The following is a 24,613-nucleotide window of genomic DNA, read 5'->3' as shown; positions in this document are numbered from 1 at the left end:
TACTGATGACGGCCTAAAAGGTGGCCGGATTGCCGGACGGCGTGTCCAGCCCCAGGCCGTGCCAGATACGGCGCACTTCGTCGCGCTCGGCGAGAAAGCCGTCGGCCGGCACCTTGCCCGGCTGCTTCTGCAGCACCAGGCGGTGCAGCGCGGCGCGGTAGACCTTGTAGGCTTCGCGCAGGGCAATGGCGTCCGTGGCCGGTACCAGACCAGCCGCTTCGAGGGATTCCAGGATGCGGATGTTGTCGGGAAAACGCAGCAATTCGGGATGCTGCCACGACCAGGCCAGAACGGCATATTGGACCATAAATTCGATATCGACGATACCGCCGGCATCCTGCTTGAGGTCGAAGCGCTGCTCCGGCCGGCGCGCGTTCGGCCCCAGTCCGCCGGCGGTCACCGCGGTGCCGAGGTTGTCGAGCATCTTGTCGCGCATGCCGGCCACGTCGGCCTGCAGGGTCGCCAGCTCCCGCTGCCGACCGAGGATGCGCGCCCGCACCGCGTCGAAGCGCTCGCCAAGCCGCGGGCAGCCCGCCACCACCCGCGCGCGCACCAGCGCCTGGTGCTCCCAGGTCCAGGCCTCGCTATGCTGGTAGCGCTCGAAGGCCTCCAGCGAGCTCACCAGCAGCCCCGCCGCGCCGGACGGCCGCAGGCGCATGTCCACCTCGTAGAGGGTGCCCACCGGGGTAGTGGTGGTGAGCAGATGGATGATGCGCTGGCCGAGGCGATTGAAGAACTGGGCGCCATCCATGGGCTTGGCGCCATCGGTCTCGGCCAGGGGATCGGCATCGTGGATGAACACCAGATCGAGATCCGAACCATGGCCGAGCTCGATGCCGCCGACCTTGCCGTAGCCGACGATGACGAAGTCCGGCTGGCAGGGCGAGCCGTCGCGTCGCTGCGGCGTGCCATGGCGCTGCACCAGCTGGCGCCAGGTTAGGCCGAAGACCTCTTCGAGGATCACCTCGGCGAGCCAGGTGAGATAGTCGCTGACCTTCATCAGCGGCAGGCTCCCGGCGATCTCCGCCGCCGCCACCCGCAGGCTGTGGGCGCGCTTGAAGTGACGCAGCACGTCCATCTGCTGCTCCAGATCCTCTTCGGGCAGGCGCATCAGGCGCTCGCGCAATTCGGCGGCCAGCTCCGGTTTCTGCGGCGGATGATAGAGCCGGCCCTCGTTGAGCAATTCGTCGAGCAGCGCCGGATAGCGGGTGATCTGTTCGGCCACCCAGGCACTGGCGCCGCAGAGCTCCAGCAGCCGCGCCAGGGCCGGCGGATTCTCGCTGAGCAGGACCAGGTAGGCGGAGCGTCGCGCCACGGCTTCCACCAGCGGCAGCACCCGCTCCAGCGCCCGATCGGGCTGCTCGTCGGCGCTGACCGCATCCAGCAGCCGTGGCATGAAGGCATCCAGGCGCTCGCGACCGGCGCGCTGCATGGCCCGCACCTGGCCGCTGGCCCGCAGACTGGCCAGCAATTCCAGCGCCTGCTCCGGCGCCTGGAAGCCCGCCGCGCGCAGTCGCGCCAGGGACTCCTCGGGATCGAGCAGGTCTTCCCACAGCGGCAGCCAGCTGTCTTCCAGCTCGGCGCTCTGGGTCTCCTCCTCTGGATCGGCGATGGTCTGCTGGAAGTGCCAGTCGATGCGGCTGCGCCAGCCGTCGAGCGCCGCGCTGAAGTCATCCCAGTCGGCATACCCCATGAGGAAGGCCACCCGCGCCCGACCCTGAGGGTCCACTGGCAGGGTCTGGGTCTGCTGGTCGGCGATGGCCTGCAGCCCGTGCTCCACATAGCGCAGGAAGCAATAGCCCTCGCGGAGCTCCGCTTCGGCCGCGGCCGGCAGATAGTCGCGCTCGCGCAGACTGGTCAGTACCCCGAGCAGCGGGCGCTGCTGCAGTGCCGGATCGCGCCCGCCGTGGATCAGCTGGTAGGCCTGGGCGATGAATTCCACTTCGCGGATGCCGCCCGCGCCCAGCTTGACGTTGTCGGTCATGCCGCGCCGGCGCACCTCCTGGCGGATCAGCTGCTTCATGCTGCGCAGGGCTTCGATGGCGGAGAAATCCAGATAGCGCCGATAGACGAAGGGCCGCAGCAGGGTCAGCAGCTCGGCGCCGCTGGCCTGGTCGCCGCCGACCACCCGTGCCTTGATCATGGCGTAGCGTTCCCAGTCGCGGCCCTGATCCTGGTAATAGAGCTCCATGGCGGCAAAGCTCAGCACCAGGGCGCCGGCGCTGCCATAGGGCCGCAGGCGCATGTCGACGCGAAAGACGAAGCCCTCCACCGTGGTGGCGTCCAGCGCCTTGATCAGGCGTTGTCCGAGGCGGGTGAAGAATTCCTGGTTGTCCTGCTCGCGCCGCGCGCCGCGCGTCTCCCCGCCCTCGCCATAGGCGAAGATCAGGTCGATATCGGAGGACAGATTCAGCTCTCCCGCACCCAGCTTGCCCATGCCCAGCACAACCAGCTGCTGGGGCTGACCGCTGTGGCGCCCGGTCGGCACGCCGAACTGGCCGCACTGCTGGGCATAGAGCCAGGCGCAGGCCTGGTCGATGCTGGCATCGGCCAGGTCGCTGAGGTCGCGACAGGTCTCCACCAGATCGGCGCGCCGGGTCAGGTCGCGCCAGACGATGCGCACCTGCTGCAGCATGCGAAAACGCCGCAGCCGGCGCCCCAATTCGGCTTCGTCCGGGCAGTCGGTCAGGGCCTCGCGCAGGCGCTGCGCCATCGCCCCCGGCGCCAGCGACAGCTCCAGATCGCCGCTGTCGACCAGCGCCAGGCAAGGCTCGGGCAGGCGGCAGAACTGCTCGACGACGAAATCGCTGAGGGCGGCCACCCGCCGCCACTCGGCGCGCAGCGGCGCGGGCCAGTTCGCCTGGCGGGCCGCCGCCGCGGGCAGCGGGGACAGGGCGTCGGCCAGACGCCGGTCGGCGAGCTCGGCACAGGCGACAAGAGTCGGAGGCAGTTCGGGACGAAGGAGGGGTATCATGGGCAGTCCTGCGCAGGGACGGTCGAACCCCACCACCCTGCCGCGAACCCCCTACCCGGGACATTCCGACGGACCACCTGGTCCGAGCGGGAACCGTTTTCTCGTCCGCGGTTCGGAGTTCGCGAGCCCTCGAGCAGCGCGTTCGACAAACGTCGAATTGTTTTTTATCGCATTACAGCTCGGAGCTGAAACGGATTTGAATTTGTAGTAAAACTACACGCCGATCGGAACCGTCCGGTCATAAATCCAAGAATTTTCGCTGCCCCCAAGAGGCCGGCGGCGACCCTGAGGCGACCGATTTTGGAAGCCTTTCCGCCCTGGAGCAAGCCATGCAAGATCTCGATCCCGTCGAAACCCAGGAATGGCTGGACGCCCTGGAGTCCGTCCTCGACCACGAAGGCGAGGAGCGCGTTCATTATCTGATGACCCGCATGGGCGAACTGGCTACCCGCAGTGGTACCCAGCTGCCCTACTCCATCAATACCCCCTATCGCAACACCATTCCAGTGACCCGGGAAGCCCACATGCCGGGCGACCTGTTCATGGAGCGACGCATCCGCTCGCTGGTTCGCTGGAACGCCCTGGCGATGGTCATGCGCGCCAACCTCAAGGATCCGGATCTGGGTGGTCACATCTCCACCTTCGCCTCCAGCGCCACCCTCTATGACATCGGCTTCAACTATTTCTGGAAGGCGCCCAACGAAGAGCACGGCGGCGACCTGATCTACTACCAGGGCCACGCGTCCCCCGGCGTCTACGCCCGTGCCTTCCTGGAAGGCCGCCTCTCCGAAGACCAGATGAACAACTTCCGCCAGGAAGTGGACGGCAAGGGCCTGTCGAGCTACCCGCACCCGCACCTGATGCCCGACTTCTGGCAGTTCCCGACCGTGTCCATGGGTCTGGGTCCGATCACCGCCATCTACCAGGCCCGCTTCATGAAGTACCTGGAGAACCGCGGCTACATCCCCGCCGGCAAGCAGAAGGTCTGGTGCTTCATCGGCGACGGCGAGTGCGACGAGCCGGAAACCCTGGGCGCCATCTCCCTGGCCGGCCGCGAGAACCTCGACAACCTGATCTTCGTCATCAACTGCAACCTGCAGCGCCTCGACGGCCCGGTCCGTGGCAACGGCAAGATCGTCCAGGAACTGGAAGGCATCTTCCGTGGCGCCGACTGGAACGTCACCAAGGTCCTCTGGGGCCGCATGTGGGATCCGCTGTTCGCCCGCGACACCGAAGGCCGCATGCAGCAGCGCATGGACGCCGTGGTCGATGGTGAATACCAGAACTACAAGGCCAAGGACGGTGCCTATGTGCGTAAGCACTTCTTCGGCGCCAACCCCGAGCTGCTCAAGATGGTCGAGGACCTGTCCGACGACGAGATCTGGAAGCTCAACCGTGGCGGTCACGACCCCTACAAGGTCTATGCGGCCTACCACCAGGCGGTCAACCACAAGGGCCAGCCCACCGTCATCCTGGCCAAGACCATCAAGGGCTACGGCACCGGTGCGGGCGAAGCCAAGAACACCGCGCACAACACCAAGAAGGTGGATGTGGAGTCGCTGAAGAAATTCCGCGATCGCTTCGACATCCCGCTGAACGATTCCCAGCTCAGCGAACTGCCCTTCTATCGTCCGGCCGACGACAGTGCCGAGATGAAGTACCTGATGAGCCGTCGCGAGTCCCTGGGCGGTCACCTGCCCCAGCGTCGCGCGCGCAGCCTGAGCATCCCCACCCCGCCCCTGGAAACCCTGAAGGCGGTGCTGGACGGCTCCGGCGATCGCGAGATCTCCACCACCATGGCCTTCGGCCGCATCCTGTCGCAACTGGTCAAGGACAAGGACCTGGGCAAGCGCATCGTGCCCATCCTCGCCGACGAGGCCCGTACCTTCGGCATGGAAGGCATGTTCCGCCAGCTGGGCATCTACTCGCCCCACGGTCAGCTCTATGAGCCGGTCGATCGCGACCAGGTGATGTACTACCGCGAAGAGAAGGACGGCCAGATCCTCCAGGAAGGCCTCAACGAGGCCGGCGCCATGTCCTCCTTCATCGCCGCCGGTACCGCCTACAGCAACTACAACCAGCCCATGCTGCCGGTCTACATCTTCTATTCGATGTTCGGCTTCCAGCGTATCGGCGACCTGGCCTGGGCGGCGGGCGATGCCCAGACCCGCGGCTTCCTGCTGGGCGGCACCTCCGGCCGTACCACCCTGAACGGTGAAGGTCTGCAGCACGAGGACGGTCACAGCCACATCCTGGCTGGCACCATCCCCAACTGCCGCAGCTACGATCCCACCTATGCCTACGAGCTGGCGGTGATCATGCGCGAAGGCATCCATCAGATGATGGAACTGCAGCAGAGCGTCTTCTACTACATCACCGTGATGAACGAGAACTACCAGCAGCCTGCCATGCCCCAGGGTGTCGAGGAAGGCATCATCAAGGGCATGTACCTGCTGGAAGAAGAAAAAGGCGACTTCAAGCACCGCGTCCAGCTGCTGGGCTCGGGCACCATCCTCAACGAGGTCCGCGCGGCTGCGAGCCTCCTGCGCGAGATGGGTGTCGGCGCCGACATCTGGAGCGTCACCAGCTTCAACGAACTGCGCCGCGAAGGCCTGGCCGTCGACCGCTGGAACCGCCTGCACCCGCTGGAAGAGCGCCGCCTGACCTACGTCGAGCAGTGCCTGGGCGAGCGCCAGGGTCCGGTCATCGCCTCCACCGACTACATGAAGCTGTTCGCCGACCAGATCCGCCAGTGGGTCCCCACCGAATTCCAGGTGCTGGGTACCGACGGCTTCGGTCGCAGCGACAGCCGCAAGAAGCTGCGTGATCATTTCGAGGTCGACCGTCGCTGGGTCGCCGTCGCCGCTCTGCAGGCGCTGGCCAACCAAGGCAAGCTGGAACGCAAGGTCGTGGCCGACGCCATCACCAAGTTCGGCATCGACACCGAGAAGCGCAATCCCCTGGATTGCTGATGCGGCACACGGATAAGAGGAAACAACTGTGAGCGAGACCATCCGCGTACCCGACATCGGCAGTGGCGACGGCGAAGTCATCGAGCTGCTGGTGAAGGTCGGCGATACCGTCGAGGCCGAACAGAGCCTGGTGGTGCTGGAGTCCGACAAGGCCAGCATGGAGATTCCGGCCCCCAAGGCCGGCAAGATCGCCGCCCTGCACATCAAGGTCGGCGACACCCTCAAGACCGGTGATCTGCTGATCGACCTGGAAGGCGAGGACGCCGCCAGCGGCAGCGAACCCGCCGCCGAGCCCAAGGCCGAGTCCAAGCAGACCCAGGTCGAGGAAAGCGAAACCCCGACGCCGGCCGGCGACGAGGACGCTTCGGCGTCCGCCGGCGAAGGCGAGTCCCAGGAAATTCACGTTCCGGACATCGGCTCCAGCGGCAAGGCCAGCATCATCGAGGTGGCGGTCAAGCCTGGCGACACCATCGCCGCCGAGCAGACGCTGATCACCCTGGAATCCGACAAGGCCAGCATGGAAATCCCCTCCCCCGCCGCCGGCGTGGTGGAGAGCGTTTCCGTCAAGGTCGGCGACGAAGTGGGCACCGGCGATCTGATCCTGGTCCTCAAGGGCGCCGCCAATGCCAAGCCGAGCAAGAGCGTCGAATCCAAGGCCGGCGACAAGCCCGCCAAGGAAGCCGCCGAGCCCGAGCTGCACGAGGAAGCCGCCGCCGAGCCGGCCGGTGAATCGGTCGAGGAGATCAAGGTCCCCGACATCGGCTCCACCGGCAGTGCCAACGTCATCGAGGTGCTGGTCAAGGCCGGTGACCAGGTCAAGGCCGAGCAGTCGCTGATCGTGCTGGAGTCCGACAAGGCCAGCATGGAAATTCCGGCGCCCAAGGCGGGCGTGGTGGAAAGCGTCGCCATCAAGGTCAATGACCAGGCCAAGACCGGCGATCTGATCCTGACCCTGAAGGTGGCCGGTGCCGCGCCCAAGCAGGCGGCCAAGCCGGCTGCCGGCAATGCCGCCGCCAGCGCTCAGGCACCCGAGAAGAAAGCCGAGGCTCCGGCCAAGGCCGCCGCTCCCACCAGCGCCCCTGCCGCCGGCAAGGGCAAGAAGGTCCATGCCGGTCCGGCCGTGCGCATGGTCGCCCGGGAGTTCGGTGTCGATCTGGGCGAGGTCACCCCGACCGGTCCCAAGGGTCGCATCCTCAAGGAAGACGTCCAGACCTACGTCAAGGATCAGCTGCAGAAGAGCAAGGCGGCTCCGGCCGCGGCCGCGGGCGTCAACGGTGGCGCCGGCATCCCGCCGATCCCCACCGTGGACTTCAGCAAGTTCGGCGAGATCGAAGAGGTGCCGATGACGCGCCTCATGCAGGTCGGTGCCAACAACCTGCATCGCAGCTGGCTGAACGTGCCCCACGTTACCCAGTTCGACCAGTCCGACGTGACCGATCTGGAAGCCTTCCGGGTCGGCCAGAAAGCCGTGGCGGAAAAGGCCGGTGTCAAGCTGACCATCCTGCCGTTCCTGCTCAAGGCCTGCGCCCATGTGCTCAGGGAACTGCCGGACTTCAACGCCTCCCTGGCCCCCAGCGGCAAGGCGGTGATCCGCAAGAAGTACGTGCACATCGGCTTCGCCGTGGACACCCCGGACGGCCTGCTGGTCCCGGTCATCCGCAACGTCGACCAGAAGAGCCTCCTGCAACTCGCCGCCGAAGCCGCCCAGCTGGCGGAAAAGGCGCGGACCAAGAAGCTCAGCGGTGACGACATGCAGGGCGCCTGCTTCACCATCTCCAGCCTGGGTCACATCGGCGGTACCGGCTTCACGCCGATCGTCAATGCTCCGGAAGTGGCGATCCTCGGGGTGTCCAAGGCCAGCATGCAGCCGGTCTGGGACGGCAAGGCCTTCCAGCCGCGCCTGATGCTGCCGCTGTCGCTGTCCTACGATCACCGCGTGATCAACGGGGCGGCCGCCGCGCGCTTCACCAAGCGCCTGGGCGATCTGCTGGCGGAAATCCGCGGTCTGCTGCTGTAAGCCGCCACAGGACGGTAACGGCTTCCCGCTACCGTCTTCTGGTGTAGCGCAAGAACCCCGCTCAGGCGGGGTTTTTGCTGCCAGATCAACCGAAAGATCCAGGAAAAAGGTAGGATGGGCGCCCCGAGCGCCGCCCCTTGCATGGGCCGACCTCTATCGGGCAACCTTGACAGCCATCCCAGGGTGCTGGCGAGGCGGAGAGGAAAAAGGATTAATGATTTGTCTGTCCTTTCCGATAAACCTAGGACATCTTTCCGTCTTCACAAGGACGCGGACCCTCGCATGAGTATTCACTCCGATGCTGCCGATGCCGCGGTAGCCGATCAGGCGGGCGCGCTCAGCGCTCCTGCCCGATTGGGCTTGCTGCGTTTCGAGCGTCTGAATGAAGCCTCCTGGGCGATGCTCTATCTCGATTCCCGCTGTGAAGCCAGCCTTGGCCTGCCTGCCCAGGCGCTGTGCTCGCTCATCGATGCCCCCTATGCCAGCCTGATGGAGCCCAGCGTCCGTCATCGCCTGCACGAAGACATCCAGCTGCAACTCGCCGAGCACGGCAGCTATCAGGTGCGCTACCTGTTCCACTCCCCTGCGGCTCCGTACCAGGTGGTCGAGGTGGGCGAAAGCCTGCAGCGCCATGGCCGCCCCCTGCTGCGCGGCTATCTGCTGCGAGTGATGAACGACGACGGCCTGGCCGGCGAATGGGAAGCCCACAACCTGGCCCTGCGCTCCACCCTGGCGCTCCTGCAGGACAGCCAGGACCACAGCCAGCAACGGCTGGGGATGGCCCAGGCGCGGCAGACCCTGCTGCTCGAACTGTCCCGGCTGGCTCTGCGCCAGGCACCGGTCGACGACGAACTGGTACAATTGCTGCGCGCCGAGGGCCCGGCCGCCTTTGCCGCGGACGAACTCAGCCTGTGGCGTTACGAGGGCAATGGCCTCGTCACCCTGTGCAAGGAAGAGCGCCTGCCAACGCTGTGCAGCGACCATCGGCGCCGGTTGCGCGAGCAGGGCGTGATCGAAGACGCCAGTCAGGTGCTGCACCCGCCCCATACCGGGGGCGGAACGGCGCTGGACGTGGCGCTGCTGCATGACAATCAGCTGATCGGTCTGCTCTGCCTGCGCCGGGACCACGCGGCCACCTGGGAAGCCGAGGACGTCGCCTTCGCCCGCAGCCTGGCCGAGTGCCTGGCCGCCCTCCTCCAGCAGCCGGAGCGCCTGCCCAAGGTCGCCCATCCCCTGACCCGGGTGATGGAGGCCAGCAACGATGCCTTCCTGCTGCTGGATGCCAGCGGTTGCCTGGAGCACGCCACCGACAGCTTCGCGCGGATCACCGGCTACCCCATCGGCAAGCTGCAGGGCCTGCACGTCGAATCCCTGCCAGCCCTGGAAAACTGGGGCGAGCTGCTCTACGAAGCCTGGCAGCGGTTGGCGCACCAGGACAGCTGGCAAGGCGAACTGCGCTGCTATCGTCGCGACGGCGAGACCTACTGGGGCCAGCTGTCGCTGTCCAAGATCCAGCAGCCCAATGGCGACCTGCAGGGCTATCTGGGCATCTTCCAGGACACCAGCAAGACCCGCTTCGCCCAGCAGCACAACGACGAACTGGTGTTTCGCGACAGCCTCACCGGGCTGGCCAACCGCAGCCACTTCATCGCCCGCCTGGAAGCGCGCCTGGAGCAGTCCAGTCCAAGCCGCGAACACTCGCTGCTGCTGGTGGACGTCGACAATTTCAAGAGAGTCAACGACAGCCTCGGTCATCGCATCGGCGACCAGTTGCTGGTGGGTCTGGCCCGGCGCCTGCGCAGCGCCCTGGGCAAGGGCGCACTGATCGCCCGCATCGCCAGCAACGAATTCGCCGTGCTGCTCGAAGGCATGGATGCGGTCGCCGCTGACAGCCTGGCCCGCGACACCCTGGTGGCCCTGGATCCGCCACTCTATGTGGAAGGCCACCCGACCCTGATCAGTTGCTCGATCGGCCTGACCACCGCGCGGCCGCACGAGACCGATCCGCAGACCCTGATCAAGCACGCCGGCCTCGCCCTGCACAGGGCCAAGGCTACCGGCGGCCATCAGGTCCAGGTGTTCACCGAGGCGCTGATCGCCGAAGCCAGCAACAAGCTGTTCGTGCAGAACAACCTGCGCCGAGCCCTGGAACAGAACGAACTGCTGGTGCACTACCAGCCCAAGGTCTGCCTGAAACGCGCCAAGCTGCTCGGCCTGGAAGCCCTGATCCGCTGGCAGCACCCGGAAAAGGGCATGATCCGCCCGGACCAGTTCATCAGCATCGCCGAGGAAACCGGGCTCATCGTGCCCATCGGCAAATGGGTCATCCGCGAGGTCTGCCGCCAGCTGCATCGCCTCGACGCCGCCGGCTTCGACGATCTGCAGATCGCCATCAACCTGTCGCCCAAGCAGTTCACCGATCCCGACCTGGTGCAGTCCTTCGTCACCATCCTCGACGAGGAGGGCATCGCGCCCAAGCGTCTGGAGCTGGAACTGACCGAAAGCCTCCTGCTGGATGCCACCGACGCCACCCGCAACACCCTCGAAGCCCTCAAGCGCCTGGGCATGAGCCTGGCGATGGATGACTTCGGCACCGGCTATTCGTCGCTCAGCTACTTGAAAAAATTCCCCATCGACGTCATCAAGATCGACAGGAGTTTCATCAAGGACATCCCGGACAACCAGGACGACATGGAAATCACCTCCGCGGTGATCGCCATGGCCCACAACCTGCGGCTGCAGGTGGTTGCCGAGGGCATCGAGACGACCGAACAGCTGGCTTTCCTGCGCCACCATCGCTGCGATATCGGCCAGGGCTATCTGTTCGACAAGCCCATCCCGGCCGATCAGCTCGACGCCGCCCTGGCGCGTTACCTGCCGACGCGCTGACCCGCCGCGCGGACTCGACCCCGCTGCTGCGATTTTGCGTACACTGAGCTTTTCGCCTGGCCCTTTCCCACGAGGTATCCCATGGTCCTGCGTTCCGAAATCCTGACCAAGAAGACTCATCTGCCCGCCGCCGAGCAGGCCCTGCCCGGCCGGGAGACGGCCATGGCCGTGCCCGCGGCCCACTATGTCAACGGCAATCCGTTGCAAGGCCCCTTCCCCACCGGTCTGCAGAGTCTGGTGGTGGGCATGGGCTGCTTCTGGGGCGTCGAGCGGCGCTTCTGGCAACAGCCAGGCGTCTGGACCACCGCGGCCGGCTATGCCGGCGGCCATACCCCCAATCCGACCTACGAAGAGGTGTGCTCCGGCCTGACCGGTCATACCGAGGTGGTGCTGGTGGTGTTCGATCCGGCCCAGACCTCGCTGGAGGCGCTGCTGAAGATCTTCTGGGAAGCCCACGATCCGACCCAGGGCATGCGCCAGGGCAACGACGTCGGCACCCAGTATCGCTCGGCGCTGTATTACACCGACGACAATCAGCAGGAAGCCTTCGAAGCCAGCCAGGCCGCCTTCCAGGCCCAACTGGCCGAGGCCGGTTATGGCGAGATCACCACCGAGATCGCCCCGCTGCCGCCCTTCTACTACGCCGAGGCCTATCACCAGCAGTATCTGGCGAAGAATCCCAACGGCTATTGCGGCCTGGCCGGCACCGGCGTCTGCCTGCCGCCCAGCCTGGCGGTCTGATCCCGAGCCGCTGCCGCGGCTCTCTTTGTCGGGCGTCGGCGGTAGAGCCGCCTCGATCCAACCTACGCCAACCTTTCCCGTAGGTTGGGTTGAGCGCAGCGAAGCCCAACAGCGCCGGGCCTCGCTATTCCGCGATCAGCCAGTCCAGCCGCCAGCTGCCTTCGCCCTGGGCCAGATGCTCGGCCAGCCAGGGCAGCAGGTCGCGCAACTCTTCTTCCAGTCCCCATGGCGGATTGACGATGGCCAACCCCGAGCCATTGAGCCGGGTGGCATCGTCCGCCGCGCGGATCAGCAATTCGACATTGAGCAGCTTGGGCGCGCCGCTGGCCTGCAGACCGGCATGAAAGCGTCGGAGCTGGCGGCGATCCTTGATCGGATACCAGAGCATAATCACCGTCTGGCGCATCCGGCCGATGGCCTCCGCGACCGCCTTGACGCAACGCTCCAGCTCGTCGGCCTTCTCGAAGGGCGGATCGATCAGCAGCAAGGCCCGGCGTTCGGGGACCGGCAGCAGCGCCCGCGGCAGCAGCCAGCCATCCTTCTGATGCACCGCGACCCGGCGATCGCGAGCCATGTTTTCCTTGAGCAGGCGGCCATCCTCCGGGTGCAGCTCGTTGAGCAGCAGGCGATCCTGGGGACGCAGGGCCTGGCGCATCAGCTCGGGCGAACCGGGGTAGTAGCGCAGCGCGCCGTCGGGATTGAGCGCCGCCACCGCCTGGCGATAACCGACGAAGGCCGCCGGCGCGGACTCCAGGGTCCACAGCCGTCCGATGCCTTCGCGCCATTCGTCGGTGCGACTGGCCTGATCGCCGGCCAGGTCATAGCGACCGACGCCGGAATGGCTGTCCAGATAGGCGAAGGGCGTCTCCTTGCGCGCCAGCAGCGCGGCCAGGCGCAACAGGGTGGCGTGCTTGAAGACATCGGCGTGATTGCCGGCGTGGAAGGCGTGTCGGTAATTCATGGGATACTCCAGCGTCAGCCCTACAGTGTACCGTCTTCCTCGGGCGCCAGCGGCGTCGCGCTTTGACACCCCGGCCACCCAGCGGGTTAAATCCCCAGGTTCTTCAATTCTTTACCCCAGGAGTCACGCTTGGACGCTGTCACCATCAACAGCTTGTTCTTGATCGGTGCGGTGCTGATCGGCCTGTCGATTCTGGTCAGCTCGATTTCCTCGCGGGTCGGCATCCCGATTCTGGTGATCTTCCTGGTGGTCGGCATGTTCGCCGGCATCGACGGTCCCGGTCACATCGCCTTCGACAACTATCCGATGGCCTACCTGGTGGGCAACCTGGCGCTGGCGGTGATCCTGCTCGACGGCGGCATGCGCACCCGGGTGTCGAGTTTTCGCGTGGCGCTCTGGCCGGCGCTGTCGCTGGCCACCGTGGGGGTGATGATCACCACCGGCCTGACCGGGGTCGCCGCCGCCTGGCTGTTCGATCTCAGCCTGCTGCAGGGCCTGCTGATCGGCGCCATCGTCGGCTCCACCGACGCTGCGGCGGTGTTTTCCCTGCTCGGCGGCCGGGGCCTCAACGAACGGGTCACCGCCAGTCTGGAAATCGAATCGGGCAGCAACGATCCCATGGCGGTGTTTCTCACCGTCACCCTGATCGAGATGCTCGCCAGCGGCCAGAGCGGCTTTTCCTGGAGCCTGCTCGGGCATTTCGTCAGCGAATTCGCCATCGGCGGGGTAATCGGCCTGGGCGGTGGCTGGCTGCTGCTGCAGCTGATCAATCGCATCCACCTCGCCGACGGCCTCTATCCGCTACTGGCCATCAGCGGTGGCCTGCTGATCTTCGCCCTGACCAACACCGCCCATGGCAGTGGCATCCTCGCGGTCTATCTGGCCGGTCTGCTGATGGGCAATCTGCCGATCCGCAGTCGCCACGGCATGCTGCACATGCTCGACGGCATGGCCTGGCTGGCGCAGATCGGCATGTTCCTGGTGCTGGGCCTGCTGGTGGAGCCGCACAACCTGCTGCCCATCGCCCTGCCCGCCCTCGGCCTTGCCCTGTGGATGATCCTGGTCGCCCGCCCGCTGTCGGTGGCCATCGGCCTGCTGCCCTTCCGCGCCTTCCACGACCGGGAAAAGGCCTTTATCGCCTGGGTCGGGCTGCGTGGCGCGGTCCCGATCATCCTGGCGGTGTTCCCGATGATGGCCGGGCTGCCCCAGGCCCAGCTGTTCTTCAACGTGGCCTTCTTCATCGTGCTGGTGTCGCTGCTGGTGCAGGGCTCCAGCCTGCCGCTGGCCGCCAAGCTGCTCAAGGTGACGGTGCCACCGGAGCCGGCGCCCTTCTCCCGCGCCGGCCTGCAGGTCCATCCGACCAGCGAATGGGAGCTGTTCATCTATCGCCTGGGCGCCGAGAAATGGTGCATCGGCGCCGCCCTGCGCGAATTGAAGATGCCCGAAGGCACCCGTATCGCCGCGCTGTTCCGCGGCGAGACCCTGCTCCACCCCTCCGGCAGTACCACCCTGGAAGCCGGCGACATCCTCTGTGTGGTCGGCCACGAGCACGATCTGCCGGCCCTCGGCCGGCTGTTCAGCCAGGCACCGCAGCAGACCCAGAGATTCTTCGGCGACTTCGTCCTGGAAGCCGACGCCGAACTCAGCGCCGTGGCCGCGCTGTACGGCCTGCAACTGGGCGAGGTGGACGGCAACCAGCGCCTCGGCAGCTTCATCACCCACGAGATCGGCGGCGAACCCATCGTCGGCGACCTGGTGGAATGGAATGGCCTGGTCTGGATCGTCGCGGCCATCGAGAACAAGCGCGTGCGCAAGGTCGGCGTGAAGTTTCCCGAAGGCCGCAGCAGCGGGCCCGCGCTCTTTCTTTAACGGTGGATGAACAGGGTTCGCGCCCTGGAAAGCGCTATCTTGCGCCCATGGTAGCCTGGCTTTAACCTCGCGCCTTTCCACTGCCCGACGCCCACCGCATGCACCGCCTGTCCGCTCTGCTTCGCGCCGCCGCTCTCTGCGGTTGCCTGTTCACCCTTCCTGCCGTGGCTCAGGATTCCGGGCCGCCGGATGCCCAGCAGGTGCAGCAGAATCTGACCGGGCTGGCCGATCGCAAGCTGCCCGCCCCCGAGCAGAGCGCCGCCCAGGACAGTCTGCAGCAGACCCTCAAGCTGCTCGATCAGCGTGACCAGTACGTCAAGCAGCTGGCCGATCTGCGCCAGCAGCTGGCCCAGGCGCCGCAACAGATCAAGGATGCCCAGCGGCAACTGGCGCGACTGCGCGCCGAGCCGATCAAACCGGCCGAACAGCGCTATGCCGGCGCCACGCCCCAGGCCCTGGAGCAGCGTCTGAGCGAGACCAGCCTGGCGCTCAACAGCGTGCAGGACGACCTCAATGCGGCCAACAGTCTGGTGATCAATGCCCAGACCCGTCCCGAACGCGCCCAGGTGGACATCGCCAATCTGCAGACGCGCCTGCAGCAGATCGCCGATCTGCTCAAGAACGGGCGCGAGAACGCCAAGCCAATTACGCCCGAGCGACGTGGTCAGTTGCTGGCGGAACAGGCGGCCGCCAATGCGCAGATCCAGCTGCTGCGCCAGGAACTGGGCGGCAACAGCGTGCTGCAGGATCTGGGGGCCATCCGCCGCGAACTCTTCACCGAACAGGTCAAGCGCTACGAGCAGGAGACCCTGGACCTGCAGACGCTGATCAGCGGCAAGCGCCGCCAGCAATCGGAAAAGACCCTGGCCGAAGCCTCCCGCGAATCGGAAAAGACCGCCGGGGACGATGTGCTGTCCCAGGAGACCGGGCTCAATCTGCAGCTGTCGGACTACCTGCTGCGCGCCACCGATCGCCTCAACGACCTCAACCGCCGCAATCTCGAGTCGCGTCAGCAGCTGGACCAGCTCAAGCAGACCACCGAGAACATGGAGCAGCAGATCGGCGTGCTCAAGGGCAGCGTGCTGCTGTCCAAGCTGCTCTATCAGCAGCGGGCGGCACTGCCCTCGGTCAAGGTCAACAAGGACCTCACCGACGACATCGCCGATCTGCGCCTCTATCAGTTCGAACTCAATCAGCAGCGCGCCCAGATCGCCAATCCGGAAGGCTACGTCGACAATCTGCTGGCCCAGCAGCCGCCGGAAAAGGCCACCCCGCAGCTGCGTCAGCAACTGCTCGACCTGCTCAAGACCCGCAGCGAACTGCAGGAGCGCCTCAACACCGAACTCAATGCCCTGCTCAGCGAATCCATCGATCTGCAGCTCAACCAGAACCAGCTGCGCAGCACCATCACCAGCCTGCGCGGCACCCTCGACGAGCAGATGTTCTGGATTCCCAGCAACAAGCCGCTGGACTGGAACTGGGTCAAGACCGCGCCGCGCAAGCTGCTGCAGCAGCTGCGCGACGTGCCCTGGGGCTCCAGCCTGCATGAACTCTATGTCGGCCTGGCCGAGCGCCCGCTGCTGCTGCTGCCGCTGGTGCTGGCCTTCGCCACCCTGATCTGGCAGCGCCCACGCCTCTATGGCCGGGTCCACAAGCTCAACCAGGACATCGGCCACTATCAGCGCGACAGCCAGTTGCACACGCCCCAGGCGATCCTGCTCACCATCCTGCTGGGCCTGCCGGCAAGCCTGGTGCTCTGGCTGGGCGGCGTGGCCCTGGAAGGTGACGAACGCGGGGTCAACGCCGCCATCGGCGCGGCCCTGCTGGAGATCGCCGCCGGCTGGCTGGTGTTCTACACGGTGTATCGCCTGCTGGCCTCCGGTGGCGTGGCCGAGACCCATTTCCGCTGGGCCCGGCCCCAGGCGCAATCGTTGCGCCGGCTGGTCAGACGGGTGGGGCTGCTGGCCCTGGCGCTGATGGCGGTGGTGGCCATCGCCGAGCGCCAGCTGGCTGGCCTCGCCGACGACGTCCTCGGCATCCTCATCGTGCTGGTCGCCTATGCCAGCCTGGCCTGGATGCTCGGTCGCTCCCTGCTCAATGCCACCGCCCGCGAGCGCCTGCCGTTCTTCCGCCTGCTGCTCGGCCTGATGATCACCGCCATTCCGGCCGTGCTGTTCTTCGCCGTGCTCTTCGGCTACTACTACACGGCGCTCAAGCTCACCGATCGCCTGGTGGACACCCTCTATGTGCTGATGGCCTGGATCATCCTCGAAGCCACCCTGGCCCGAGGCCTGAGCGTAGCCGCGCGGCGCCTGGCCTACCAGCGCGCCATCCAGAAGCGGCAGGCGCAGCAGGAGGACGCCGAGGGCGTCGAGGTGGTGCAGGAGCCGACCCTGGACATGGAACAGGTCAACCAGCAGTCCTCGCGGCTGTTGCGCCTGACCCTGCTGCTGGCCTTCCTCGGCGTGCTCTACCTGGTCTGGGCCGACGTGGTGGCGGTGTTCTCCTACCTGGACAACGTCACCCTCTACCAGTACACCAGCGGCACCGGCGCCGCCGCCACCCAGGTCCCCCTGACGCTGCGGGTGTTCATCATCGCCCTGGTGATCGCCGGCCTCACCGTCGCCCTGGCGCGCAACCTGCCCGGCCTGCTGGAGGTGCTGGTGCTGTCACGCCTGAATCTGGCCCAGGGCAGCGCCTACGCCACCACCACCCTGCTGTCCTATGTCATCGTCGGCTTCGGCACCGTGACCACCCTGGCGACCCTGGGGGTGAGCTGGGACAAGCTGCAGTGGCTGGCCACCGCCCTTTCGGTCGGTCTGGGTTTCGGTCTGCAGGAGATCTTCGGTAACTTCATCTCCGGTCTGATCATCCTCTTCGAGCGCCCGGTGCGCGTCGGCGATCTCATCACCATCGGCAACGTGACCGGCACGGTGAACAAGATCCGCATCCGCGCCACCCATATCACCGACGCCGATCGCAAGTCGGTGGTGGTGCCGAACAAGACCTTCGTCACCAGCCAGCTGATCAACTGGACGCTGACCGACACCGTTACCCGCATCGTGCTGACCTTCGGGGTCAATCGCGGCAGCGACCTGGCCCAGGCGCAACAGCTGATCATGCAGGCGGTGAAGGAGAATACTCGCGTCCTGCACGACCCCGAACCCTCGCTGTTCGTCACCCACTATGGCGCCACCACCCTCGATCACGAATTGCGCATCTATGTCCGGGAACTGGGCGATCGCAGCGCCGCCACCGACGAGCTGATTCGCCGGGTCGACCAGCTGCTGCGCGAGGCCGGCATCAACCTGCTGTCGACGCCGCAGATGGAAATCACCCTGAAGAATCGCCACGGAGCGGAGAAACAACTGGGCAAAAAGCCTCTCCTATCTGAAGGGGATGCCCAGCAGGAGGCCGAGGGTCCCAAGCCATCCAAGGCCTGACGGCCCCCAAGAGCCTGTCCATAATTTGCTGCGCGTCGGCCAAACTGCGTTGAAAATGGCTTCGGAATGCTCATTTACCACTCGTAAACTCGAGCGCGAGTCCGATCCGCTTCCTCCGCCGTTTTCGCCTTATTTGGCTCTAGCTCGCGAGATTATGAACAGGCTCTACAGCCCCTGGGATACCCATGAAACAGCTGCTCGACCTGACCTTCGACAACAGATTCGCCCGCCTGGGCGATGACTTCTCCACCCATATCGACCCCCGGCCGCTGGACGATCCGCGGCTGGTGGTCGCCTCGCCGGCAGCGATGGCGCTGCTGGACCTGGACCCGGCAGTGGCCGAGACGCCCGAATTCACCCAGGTGTTCGCCGGGGCCCAGCTCTGGGACAGCGCCGAACCCCGGGCCATGGTCTATTCCGGCCATCAGTTCGGCTCCTACAACCCCCGCCTCGGCGATGGCCGTGGCCTGCTGCTGGGCGAGGCGGTCAACGACCGCGGCGAACACTGGGACCTGCACCTCAAGGGCGCCGGCCTTACACCCTTCTCGCGCATGGGCGACGGCCGCGCCGTGCTGCGCTCCTCCATCCGCGAATTCCTCGCTTCCGAGGCCCTGCACGCCCTAGGCATCCCCACCACCCGGGCGTTGTGCGTGATCGGCTCCGCCACCCAGGTGGTGCGCGAACGACTGGAAACCGGCGCCACCCTGCTGCGTATGGCGCCCAGCCACGTGCGCTTCGGCCATTTCGAATACTTCTACTACACCCGCCAGCATCAGCTGCTGGAGCAGCTGGGCGAGCATGTGCTGGCCGCGCACTTCCCCGAATTGCTGACGACGCCTGAGCCCTGGGCCGCGCTGTTCCGCGAGGTGGTGGAGCGCAACGCCCGGCTGATCGCCCACTGGCAGGCCTATGGCTTCTGCCACGGGGTGATGAACACCGACAATTTCTCGATCCTGGGGCTCACCTTCGATTTCGGCCCCTTCGCCTTTCTCGACGACTTCGACGCCCAGTTCATCTGCAATCACTCCGATCACACCGGGCGCTACTCCTACAGCAACCAGGTGCCCATTGCCCACTGGAACCTGGCGGCCCTGGCCCAGGCGCTGACGCCCAAGGTGGCGGTGGAGACGCTGCAGGAGAGCATCGCCCTCTTCCTGCCGCTGTACCAGGCGCACTATCTCGACCTGATGCGCCGTCGGCTGGGTCTGCAGGACGCGCGGGAAGAAGACCAGGAACTGGTCGAGCGCCTGCTGGCCCTTATGCAGCAGGGCGGCGTGGACTATCACCTGTTCTTCCGTCACCTGGGCGAAGACGAACCTGCCGCGGCGTTGGCCCGGGTGCGCGAGGACTTCATCGACCTGCGCGGTTTCGACGACTGGGGCCAGGCCTATCGCGCGCGCCTGGAGGCCGAAGGCGGTACCGCAGCCGACCGCACCACGCGCATGAATGCGGTCAATCCGCTGTATGTGCTGCGCAATTACCTGGCCCAGCAGGCCATCGAGCAGGCCGAAGCGGGCGACTACCGCGAGGTGCGCCTGCTGCACGAGGTGCTGTCACGCCCCTTCGAGGCCCAGCCGGGACGCGAGCGCTTCGCCCAGCGGCCGCCGGATTGGGGCAAGCACTTGGAGATCAGCTGCTCGTCCTGAGAGCCGGCCCTGGCAAGGCGTCCGAACTCAGGCGCCGTTGACCTGGAAGACGTGCCGCAGATAGTGCAGGAAGTCCGGCTCACCGCCCTGGGCCTTGCCCGGGGCGTCGGAGATCTTGGCCACCGGCTGACCGTTGCAGCGACTCATCTTGAGCACCATGTTCATCGGCTGCACCCCGGGGATGTCGCAGGTGAAGTGGGTACCGATACCAAAGCTCACGTTGATCCGCTCGCGCAGGGCGCGAAACAGCGCCAGGGCCTTTTCCAGGTTGAGCGAGTCGGAGAACACCAGGGTCTTGGTCAGGGGATCTATGCCCAGCTGCTGGTAGTGGGCGATGGCCTTTTCCGCCCACTGCAGGGGATCGCCGCTGTCGTGCCGCAGGCCGTCGAACAGCTTGGCGAAGTAGAGATCGAAATCGCGCAGGAAGGCATCCATGGTGATGGTGTCGGTCAGGGCGATACCGAGCTGACCGCGATACTCGCGCACCCAGCAGTCGAGGGCGGAGATCTGGCTGTCGATCAGTCGCGGCCCCAGTTGCTGGTGCGCCATCAGCCACTCATGGGCCATGGTGCCCAGGGGCGCGACATCCAGCTTCCAGGCCAGGTGCACGTTGCTGGTGCCAACGAAGCGACCGGGGAAGTCGTCCCTCAGGCTGCGCACCACCATCTCCTGCACCCCATAGGAGAAACGCCGCCGGGTGCCGAAGTCGGCCATCTTGAACTCGGCCAGTTCATCGGCGCCCGCCTCTCGTGCCAGCCAGTCGAACTTGCGATAGAGCTGATCCTGCGCCACCTGCAGCGGCAGATCGGCATGGCGCTGGCGATTGCGCACCTCGCTGATCAGCGCCAGGATCGGCACCTCGAACAGGATCAGGTGCAGCCAGGGACCTTTCAGGGTTAGGGTGAAGCGCCCTTCTTCCTCGCCCAGGAACACATAGGACGGATTGAAGCGAAACAGCCGCAGGAAGCGGATGAAGTCCGGGGTGATGAAGGGGATGCGCTCGAGAAAGGCCAGCTGACCGTCGCTGATGGCGACATCGGCGAGGGCATCGATCTCGGCCTGGATGGCCGCGTGATAGGGCCGCAAGTCTTCGTCGTTGCGGCAGCGAAAGGCCCACTCGACTTCCGCATTGGGATAGTTGTGCAGGACGGCCTGCATCATGGTGAGCTTGTAGAAGTCGGTGTCCAGCAGGCTTTGCACGGCCTGCTCGGAAAAACTATCGGCCATCATCGGCGGGGGCTCGGCAGCTAGAAGTCAGACGACAGGATGCCCAACTTGCCGAGGAAGCGAAAGGCGCTTGACCGCCCGAGGGCCTAGCGGTTGTGGGTCTGGGTCATGCCGAAGAGAAACAGCAGCAGGTCCTGGCTACCCGTGCTGGAGGTGGTCAGGCTGCGAGCCACCGGCGTCTGGCAATACTCGAGGCCTTCACTGCCGACCACCACCGCCGCCGGCCGCAGCCAGCTCGCATAGGCCAATGTGGTGACCCCACAGAAAGCCGCGATCAGCAAACCTCGAGTAATTTGTGAAGTCATGGCTCTAACCCTCTGATCTTCCGTCCCAACGCCTGTTGGTAAACGTAGAGGAGAGTTCGCCATTGCGCAGCATTCCACGACGAATGGCGGCGTAATTGCAGCATATCCCGACGGGCGGCCGTGTCTATACCGATGCGCTGGCGACATTTCTCCAGATCGAGCAGGGCGACGGAGAATTCCTTGCCCTGAGGGCTGACTCGGTCGGCCACGAAGATGTGCTTGGGATAGAGGCAACCGTGTTGCCAGCGGTGCCGATGCATGCGCGCCAGCACCTCTCCCAGGGTGGTCAGGAAACGCTCGTGCTCGGCTTCGCTGAGAGACTGGCCGCCACCTTCGGCGTACCACTGATCGAGGTCCTGATAGCCTTCCAGAGCGGCGCTCACCAGCAGCGCGCGCCAGCCGCCCTGGGCATGCCGGGCATCGCAGAACAGTAGTTCGGGAACCTGAATGCCCAGGTCGCGAAAGGCGATCAGCGCATCGCGCTCGCGCAGAGCGGTGGGACGTCCCAGGGGATGACGCAGGCTGCGATAGAGATGGCCGACCTGGCGCTTGACGTAGGCCAGGGTACCGTCGGGCAGCTGCAGGCGCTGAACACCGCTTTCGCCACCGCGGCGGACGTTGGGGGCTTCCACCCAGTCACCCGCGGTGTTCCACCAGCGATCGAAACGCTCTTCGCCTTGCGTTACGGCTCCCATCAGCTGCCTCTCTTATTCTAGATAGCTTCAATTGGCCTTGCGCAGGACATAGACCCGCCACATGGCATAGCCCGGCAGGAAATCCAGAGCGCGGTCGACGACGAAGCCGGCCTGGGCGACCTCCGCCTCGAACTGGCTGCGCTCGACGATGAATCTGTTCTGATAACCGCCACGGTCGCGGCCCTGGGCCTTGCGACGGCGCTCCAGCGCCTGACGCCGCCAGGCCTTGAAGTTGCCATCCACCCACAACGACAGGATGACACTGTCGCGGGTCACCCGGTGGAACTCCTGCAGCAGTGCCAGTCGGTCCGCCGATTCGCCCACATGGTGAAACAAGCGCATACAGAAAATGCAATCTACAGAATTGTCAGACAGGTCGATAGCGAAAGCCGACGTCTGTAGCGTCTTCACTCGGGCCACGACGTCCGCCGGCTGCTGATCGCGGGCGGTGGCCAGCATGTTTTCCGAGTAATCGGCACCGATGATCAGGCGATTGCGCTTTTCCGCCAGCAGCGGCCAGAAGCGCCCTGCCCCACTGGGCAGATCCAGCACCAGATTGGGTTGGCCGGCGATGCTCAGGGCCTGCCGCGCCAGTTGCTGGTCGCGCCAGTTGGACAGACGCCGGGCCAGACCGTCCTGATGCTTCAGGTAATACTGGCGGGCGTGGTCGGCGTCGTACTTTTGCGAAAAGGGCAGGTCGATGGGCGCTTTCACGGAGGCGGCTCCTGAGGGAGTGGAGAAGTGCCGCCACCCTATCCGGGCCCCTGTCAAACCCCGGTCAAGCCTTTGTGAAATTTCTGTAACCTCAGTCCGCTAGTCTGTCGGTGCCGAGTGCTATCTCGAAGCGGCAACCGCCCGCCGTGCTTTCACCCAGGGTCACGTGCCAGCCCTGCAGCTGGCAGATCCTGCGCACCAGCGACAAGCCCAGCCCGAGGCCCTCGCCGCGCCCCTCCGCGCCCCGCACGAAGGGCTGGAACATCGCCTCGCGCTGCTCCTCGGGGATGCCGACGCCGCTGTCTTCCACCACGAAGCCGTCCGTCCCGACATGCAGGCCGATGTAACCCCGCTCGGTGTAATGCAGCGCATTGCGCAACAGATTGCTCATTACCGAGCGCAGAAAGGGCTCGTGCCAGAGCGCCTGGTCAGCCCCCGGCGCCACGCTCAGCCGCCACTGCAGGCCCTTGGCTTCCACCGCCGCCTGCCACTCCTGCGTTTGCCGCCGCGCCACGTCGGCCAGGGTGGCCCGCGGGGCCTGGGTGTCGTTGTCGCCCTGGTTGCGCGCCAGGGCCAGAAAGGTCTGCACCAGCTCCTGCATCTCCCGCGCCGCACGGGTCATCCGTTCCAGCGGACCCTTCGCCCGCGCTGGCAGATCCGGCGTGGCCTCGAGCAATTCGCAGGAGGAATTGATCACCATCAGCGGAGTACGCAATTCGTGGCTGACGTCACTGGTGAACAGCCGTTCCCGGGCCAGGGCAGCACGCAGGCGCTCCAGGGCATCATCGAAGGCCCCGGCCAGCTCGCCGACCTCGTCCTTGGCGTAGTCCGGCGCCAGGGGCGGGGTTACATCGAGCAACTGGTCACGCCGGCGCACCTGACGCGCCAACCGTACGACCGGGGCGATCACCCGCCGCGCCAGGGCCCAGCCCAGCAGCCAGGCCAGGGCCACGCTGATCAGGAAGCCGACCAGCACCACCTTGTAGAGCAGGCGTTCGCGCGCCTCGAAATCGCTCTGGTTCTGCAGCAGGACGAAGTGATTGCCCTCCAGCTCGGCCACATAGGCATAGAAGTACTGTTGATCCTCCTCCACTTCACTGAAGCCGGCCGGCAGCTCGCGCAGGTGCGCTGGCAGCTGTGCCACCTCGGTGAGAGGCACGAAATACAGGCGCATGTCCGGGTCCAGCACCGGCTGGCCGCCGCGCTTCATGTCGCGCTGCACCATGCGCTCCAGTTCATTGTGCAGATCGGTGGAGATCAGGCGTTCCTCGACGGTATGCACCGCGGCGACGATCCCCAGGGCAAAGACGCCACCCACCAGAAAGGTCATCAGCACGAAGGCGATGACGATCCGTCGCGACAGGCTCAGGTGATATTCCATGGCTAGTCCTGCTCGACCAGTTTGTAGCCCACGCCGTGAATGGTGCGCAGCAGCGGCTGCTCGAAGGGCTTGTCGATCACCTGGCGCAACTGGTGGACGTGGCTGCGGAGGCTGTCACTGTCAGGGTAGTCCTCGCCCCATACCGCTTCCTCCAGCACCTCGCGCCGCACCACATGGGGCGACTTCTGCATCAGCAGGGCGAGAATCTTGAGGCCGATGGGATTGAGCTTGAGCGGCTTGCCGGCGCGACTGACCTCCAGGGTATCGAGGTCATAGCTGAGATCGGCGACCTGCAGCTGCCGGCGCCCGCCACCCTTGGCCCGGCGCATGACCGCCTCGACGCGGGCGGCCAATTCGGACAGGGCGAAGGGCTTGACCAGATAGTCGTCGGCGCCGGAGCGAAAGCCTTCCAGACGATCGTCGAGTTGATCGCGGGCGGTGAGCATGATCACCGGGGTGTCGCGGCGGGCATCCTGGCGCAGCCGCTGGCAGAGGGTGTAGCCATCGATGCCGGGCAGCATGATGTCGAGGATCAGCAGGTCATAGTGCTCGGTCGCGGCCAGGTGCAGGCCCGACAGCCCATCCTGGGCGCAATCCACGCTGTAGCCCTTGAGACTGAGGTAGTCCAGCAGATTGCTGAGGATGTCGCGGTTGTCTTCCACCACCAGGATACGCATGTCGCTGACCTCTTGCCCGAGCCCACCGCGGGCCTCGTTGTCGTCTGTTCGGCACAGAGCCTAACCGGCCCCGGCGGCCTCGACCAGCGCGGGCGGGCCGGC

15 protein-coding genes are annotated in these 24,613 nt (G+C 65.8%); 7 read left to right on the top strand and 8 right to left on the bottom strand.

The window, feature by feature from the left end; translation table 11 throughout:
* Positions 1-13: 13 nt before the first annotated feature.
* On the bottom strand, positions 14-2,974 hold the full coding sequence (gene glnE / locus OMP44_RS22295; RefSeq protein WP_280311334.1) for a bifunctional [glutamate--ammonia ligase]-adenylyl-L-tyrosine phosphorylase/[glutamate--ammonia-ligase] adenylyltransferase: 2,961 nt from the start codon (positions 2,972-2,974) through the stop codon (positions 14-16).
* Positions 2,975-3,303: 329 nt separating this feature from the next.
* Here glnE and aceE point away from each other — a divergent pair, with 329 nt between their 5' ends.
* The 4 genes from aceE to msrA all read left to right on the top strand — a co-directional run bounded on the left by aceE (position 3,304) and on the right by msrA (position 11,593).
* Positions 3,304-5,946, top strand: a complete 2,643-nt coding sequence (gene aceE / locus OMP44_RS22290) for a pyruvate dehydrogenase (acetyl-transferring), homodimeric type (protein WP_273809804.1) — start codon at positions 3,304-3,306, stop codon at positions 5,944-5,946.
* A gap of 28 nt (positions 5,947-5,974) precedes the next feature.
* Positions 5,975-7,963 (top strand): dihydrolipoyllysine-residue acetyltransferase, encoded by a 1,989-nt coding sequence (gene aceF, locus OMP44_RS22285; RefSeq protein WP_280311330.1) that lies wholly within the window; start codon positions 5,975-5,977, stop codon positions 7,961-7,963.
* 282 nt (positions 7,964-8,245) lie between these two features.
* Positions 8,246-10,852 (top strand): putative bifunctional diguanylate cyclase/phosphodiesterase, encoded by a 2,607-nt coding sequence (locus tag OMP44_RS22280; RefSeq protein ID WP_187978462.1) that lies wholly within the window; start codon positions 8,246-8,248, stop codon positions 10,850-10,852.
* Between the two features lie 81 nt (positions 10,853-10,933).
* Entirely contained in the window at positions 10,934-11,593 is a 660-nt protein-coding gene (gene msrA, locus OMP44_RS22275; RefSeq protein WP_187978461.1) for a peptide-methionine (S)-S-oxide reductase MsrA, read from the top strand.
* A gap of 124 nt (positions 11,594-11,717) precedes the next feature.
* Here msrA and OMP44_RS22270 read toward each other — a convergent pair whose 3' ends face one another.
* Positions 11,718-12,554 carry a 23S rRNA (adenine(2030)-N(6))-methyltransferase RlmJ gene (locus OMP44_RS22270; RefSeq protein WP_280311327.1) on the bottom strand — a complete coding sequence of 279 codons (837 nt, stop codon included), beginning with the start codon at positions 12,552-12,554 and terminating at the stop codon, positions 11,718-11,720.
* Positions 12,555-12,683: 129 nt separating this feature from the next.
* Here OMP44_RS22270 and OMP44_RS22265 point away from each other — a divergent pair, with 129 nt between their 5' ends.
* The 3 genes from OMP44_RS22265 to selO all read left to right on the top strand — a co-directional run bounded on the left by OMP44_RS22265 (position 12,684) and on the right by selO (position 19,512).
* Positions 12,684-14,423: a potassium/proton antiporter gene (locus OMP44_RS22265; RefSeq protein ID WP_133862997.1), complete on the top strand. Its 1,740-nt coding sequence runs from the start codon at positions 12,684-12,686 to the stop codon at positions 14,421-14,423.
* Between the two features lie 98 nt (positions 14,424-14,521).
* A complete protein-coding gene (gene mscK / locus OMP44_RS22260; RefSeq protein WP_280311324.1) occupies positions 14,522-17,866 on the top strand; it encodes a mechanosensitive channel MscK in 3,345 nt (1,114 codons plus the stop codon).
* Between the two features lie 185 nt (positions 17,867-18,051).
* Positions 18,052-19,512 (top strand): protein adenylyltransferase SelO, encoded by a 1,461-nt coding sequence (selO, locus tag OMP44_RS22255; RefSeq protein ID WP_280311322.1) that lies wholly within the window; start codon positions 18,052-18,054, stop codon positions 19,510-19,512.
* Positions 19,513-19,539: 27 nt separating this feature from the next.
* Here the strand turns inward: selO and pncB are convergent, their stop codons facing one another.
* The 6 genes from pncB to OMP44_RS22225 form a co-directional block, all read right to left on the bottom strand.
* A complete protein-coding gene (pncB, locus tag OMP44_RS22250) occupies positions 19,540-20,742 on the bottom strand; it encodes a nicotinate phosphoribosyltransferase (protein WP_187978459.1) in 1,203 nt (400 codons plus the stop codon).
* Positions 20,743-20,825: 83 nt separating this feature from the next.
* On the bottom strand, positions 20,826-21,044 hold the full coding sequence (locus OMP44_RS22245; RefSeq protein WP_178083940.1) for a hypothetical protein: 219 nt from the start codon (positions 21,042-21,044) through the stop codon (positions 20,826-20,828).
* Positions 21,041-21,739, bottom strand: a complete 699-nt coding sequence (locus tag OMP44_RS22240; protein WP_280311320.1) for a lipopolysaccharide kinase InaA family protein — start codon at positions 21,737-21,739, stop codon at positions 21,041-21,043. Before OMP44_RS22240 ends, OMP44_RS22245 begins: the two co-directional genes overlap by 4 nt.
* Before the next feature lie 27 nt (positions 21,740-21,766).
* A complete protein-coding gene (locus OMP44_RS22235; RefSeq protein WP_133863002.1) occupies positions 21,767-22,453 on the bottom strand; it encodes a class I SAM-dependent methyltransferase in 687 nt (228 codons plus the stop codon).
* Between the two features lie 91 nt (positions 22,454-22,544).
* Positions 22,545-23,834, bottom strand: a complete 1,290-nt coding sequence (locus OMP44_RS22230; protein WP_273863084.1) for a sensor histidine kinase — start codon at positions 23,832-23,834, stop codon at positions 22,545-22,547.
* 2 nt (positions 23,835-23,836) lie between these two features.
* Complete coding sequence (locus OMP44_RS22225) at positions 23,837-24,511, bottom strand: response regulator transcription factor (RefSeq protein WP_133863004.1); 675 nt, start codon at positions 24,509-24,511, stop codon at positions 23,837-23,839.
* Positions 24,512-24,613: the final 102 nt, after the last annotated feature.

This window comes from Pseudomonas flavocrustae, assembly GCF_029872515.1.
In the GTDB taxonomy this organism is placed as follows: domain Bacteria; phylum Pseudomonadota; class Gammaproteobacteria; order Pseudomonadales; family Pseudomonadaceae; genus Chryseomonas; species Chryseomonas aestiva.
Note: the sequence above shows the minus strand (reverse complement) of the source record. Positions and strands in the feature narration are given on the sequence as shown.

What these genes read in the sequence shown, in the direction of transcription:
- OMP44_RS22245 (WP_178083940.1), bottom strand. Translation starts at nt 21,044, where the DNA reads ATGACTTCACAAATTACTCGAGGTTTGCTGATCGCGGCTTTCTGTGGG.
- OMP44_RS22230 (WP_273863084.1), bottom strand. Translation starts at nt 23,834, where the DNA reads ATGGAATATCACCTGAGCCTGTCGCGACGGATCGTCATCGCCTTCGTG.
- mscK (WP_280311324.1), top strand. Translation starts at nt 14,522, where the DNA reads ATGCACCGCCTGTCCGCTCTGCTTCGCGCCGCCGCTCTCTGCGGTTGC.
- msrA (WP_187978461.1), top strand. Translation starts at nt 10,934, where the DNA reads ATGGTCCTGCGTTCCGAAATCCTGACCAAGAAGACTCATCTGCCCGCC.
- OMP44_RS22225 (WP_133863004.1), bottom strand. Translation starts at nt 24,511, where the DNA reads ATGCGTATCCTGGTGGTGGAAGACAACCGCGACATCCTCAGCAATCTG.
- OMP44_RS22270 (WP_280311327.1), bottom strand. Translation starts at nt 12,554, where the DNA reads ATGAATTACCGACACGCCTTCCACGCCGGCAATCACGCCGATGTCTTC.
- pncB (WP_187978459.1), bottom strand. Translation starts at nt 20,742, where the DNA reads ATGATGGCCGATAGTTTTTCCGAGCAGGCCGTGCAAAGCCTGCTGGAC.
- selO (WP_280311322.1), top strand. Translation starts at nt 18,052, where the DNA reads ATGAAACAGCTGCTCGACCTGACCTTCGACAACAGATTCGCCCGCCTG.
- OMP44_RS22240 (WP_280311320.1), bottom strand. Translation starts at nt 21,739, where the DNA reads ATGGGAGCCGTAACGCAAGGCGAAGAGCGTTTCGATCGCTGGTGGAAC.
- OMP44_RS22280 (WP_187978462.1), top strand. Translation starts at nt 8,246, where the DNA reads ATGAGTATTCACTCCGATGCTGCCGATGCCGCGGTAGCCGATCAGGCG.
- aceE (WP_273809804.1), top strand. Translation starts at nt 3,304, where the DNA reads ATGCAAGATCTCGATCCCGTCGAAACCCAGGAATGGCTGGACGCCCTG.
- glnE (WP_280311334.1), bottom strand. Translation starts at nt 2,974, where the DNA reads ATGATACCCCTCCTTCGTCCCGAACTGCCTCCGACTCTTGTCGCCTGT.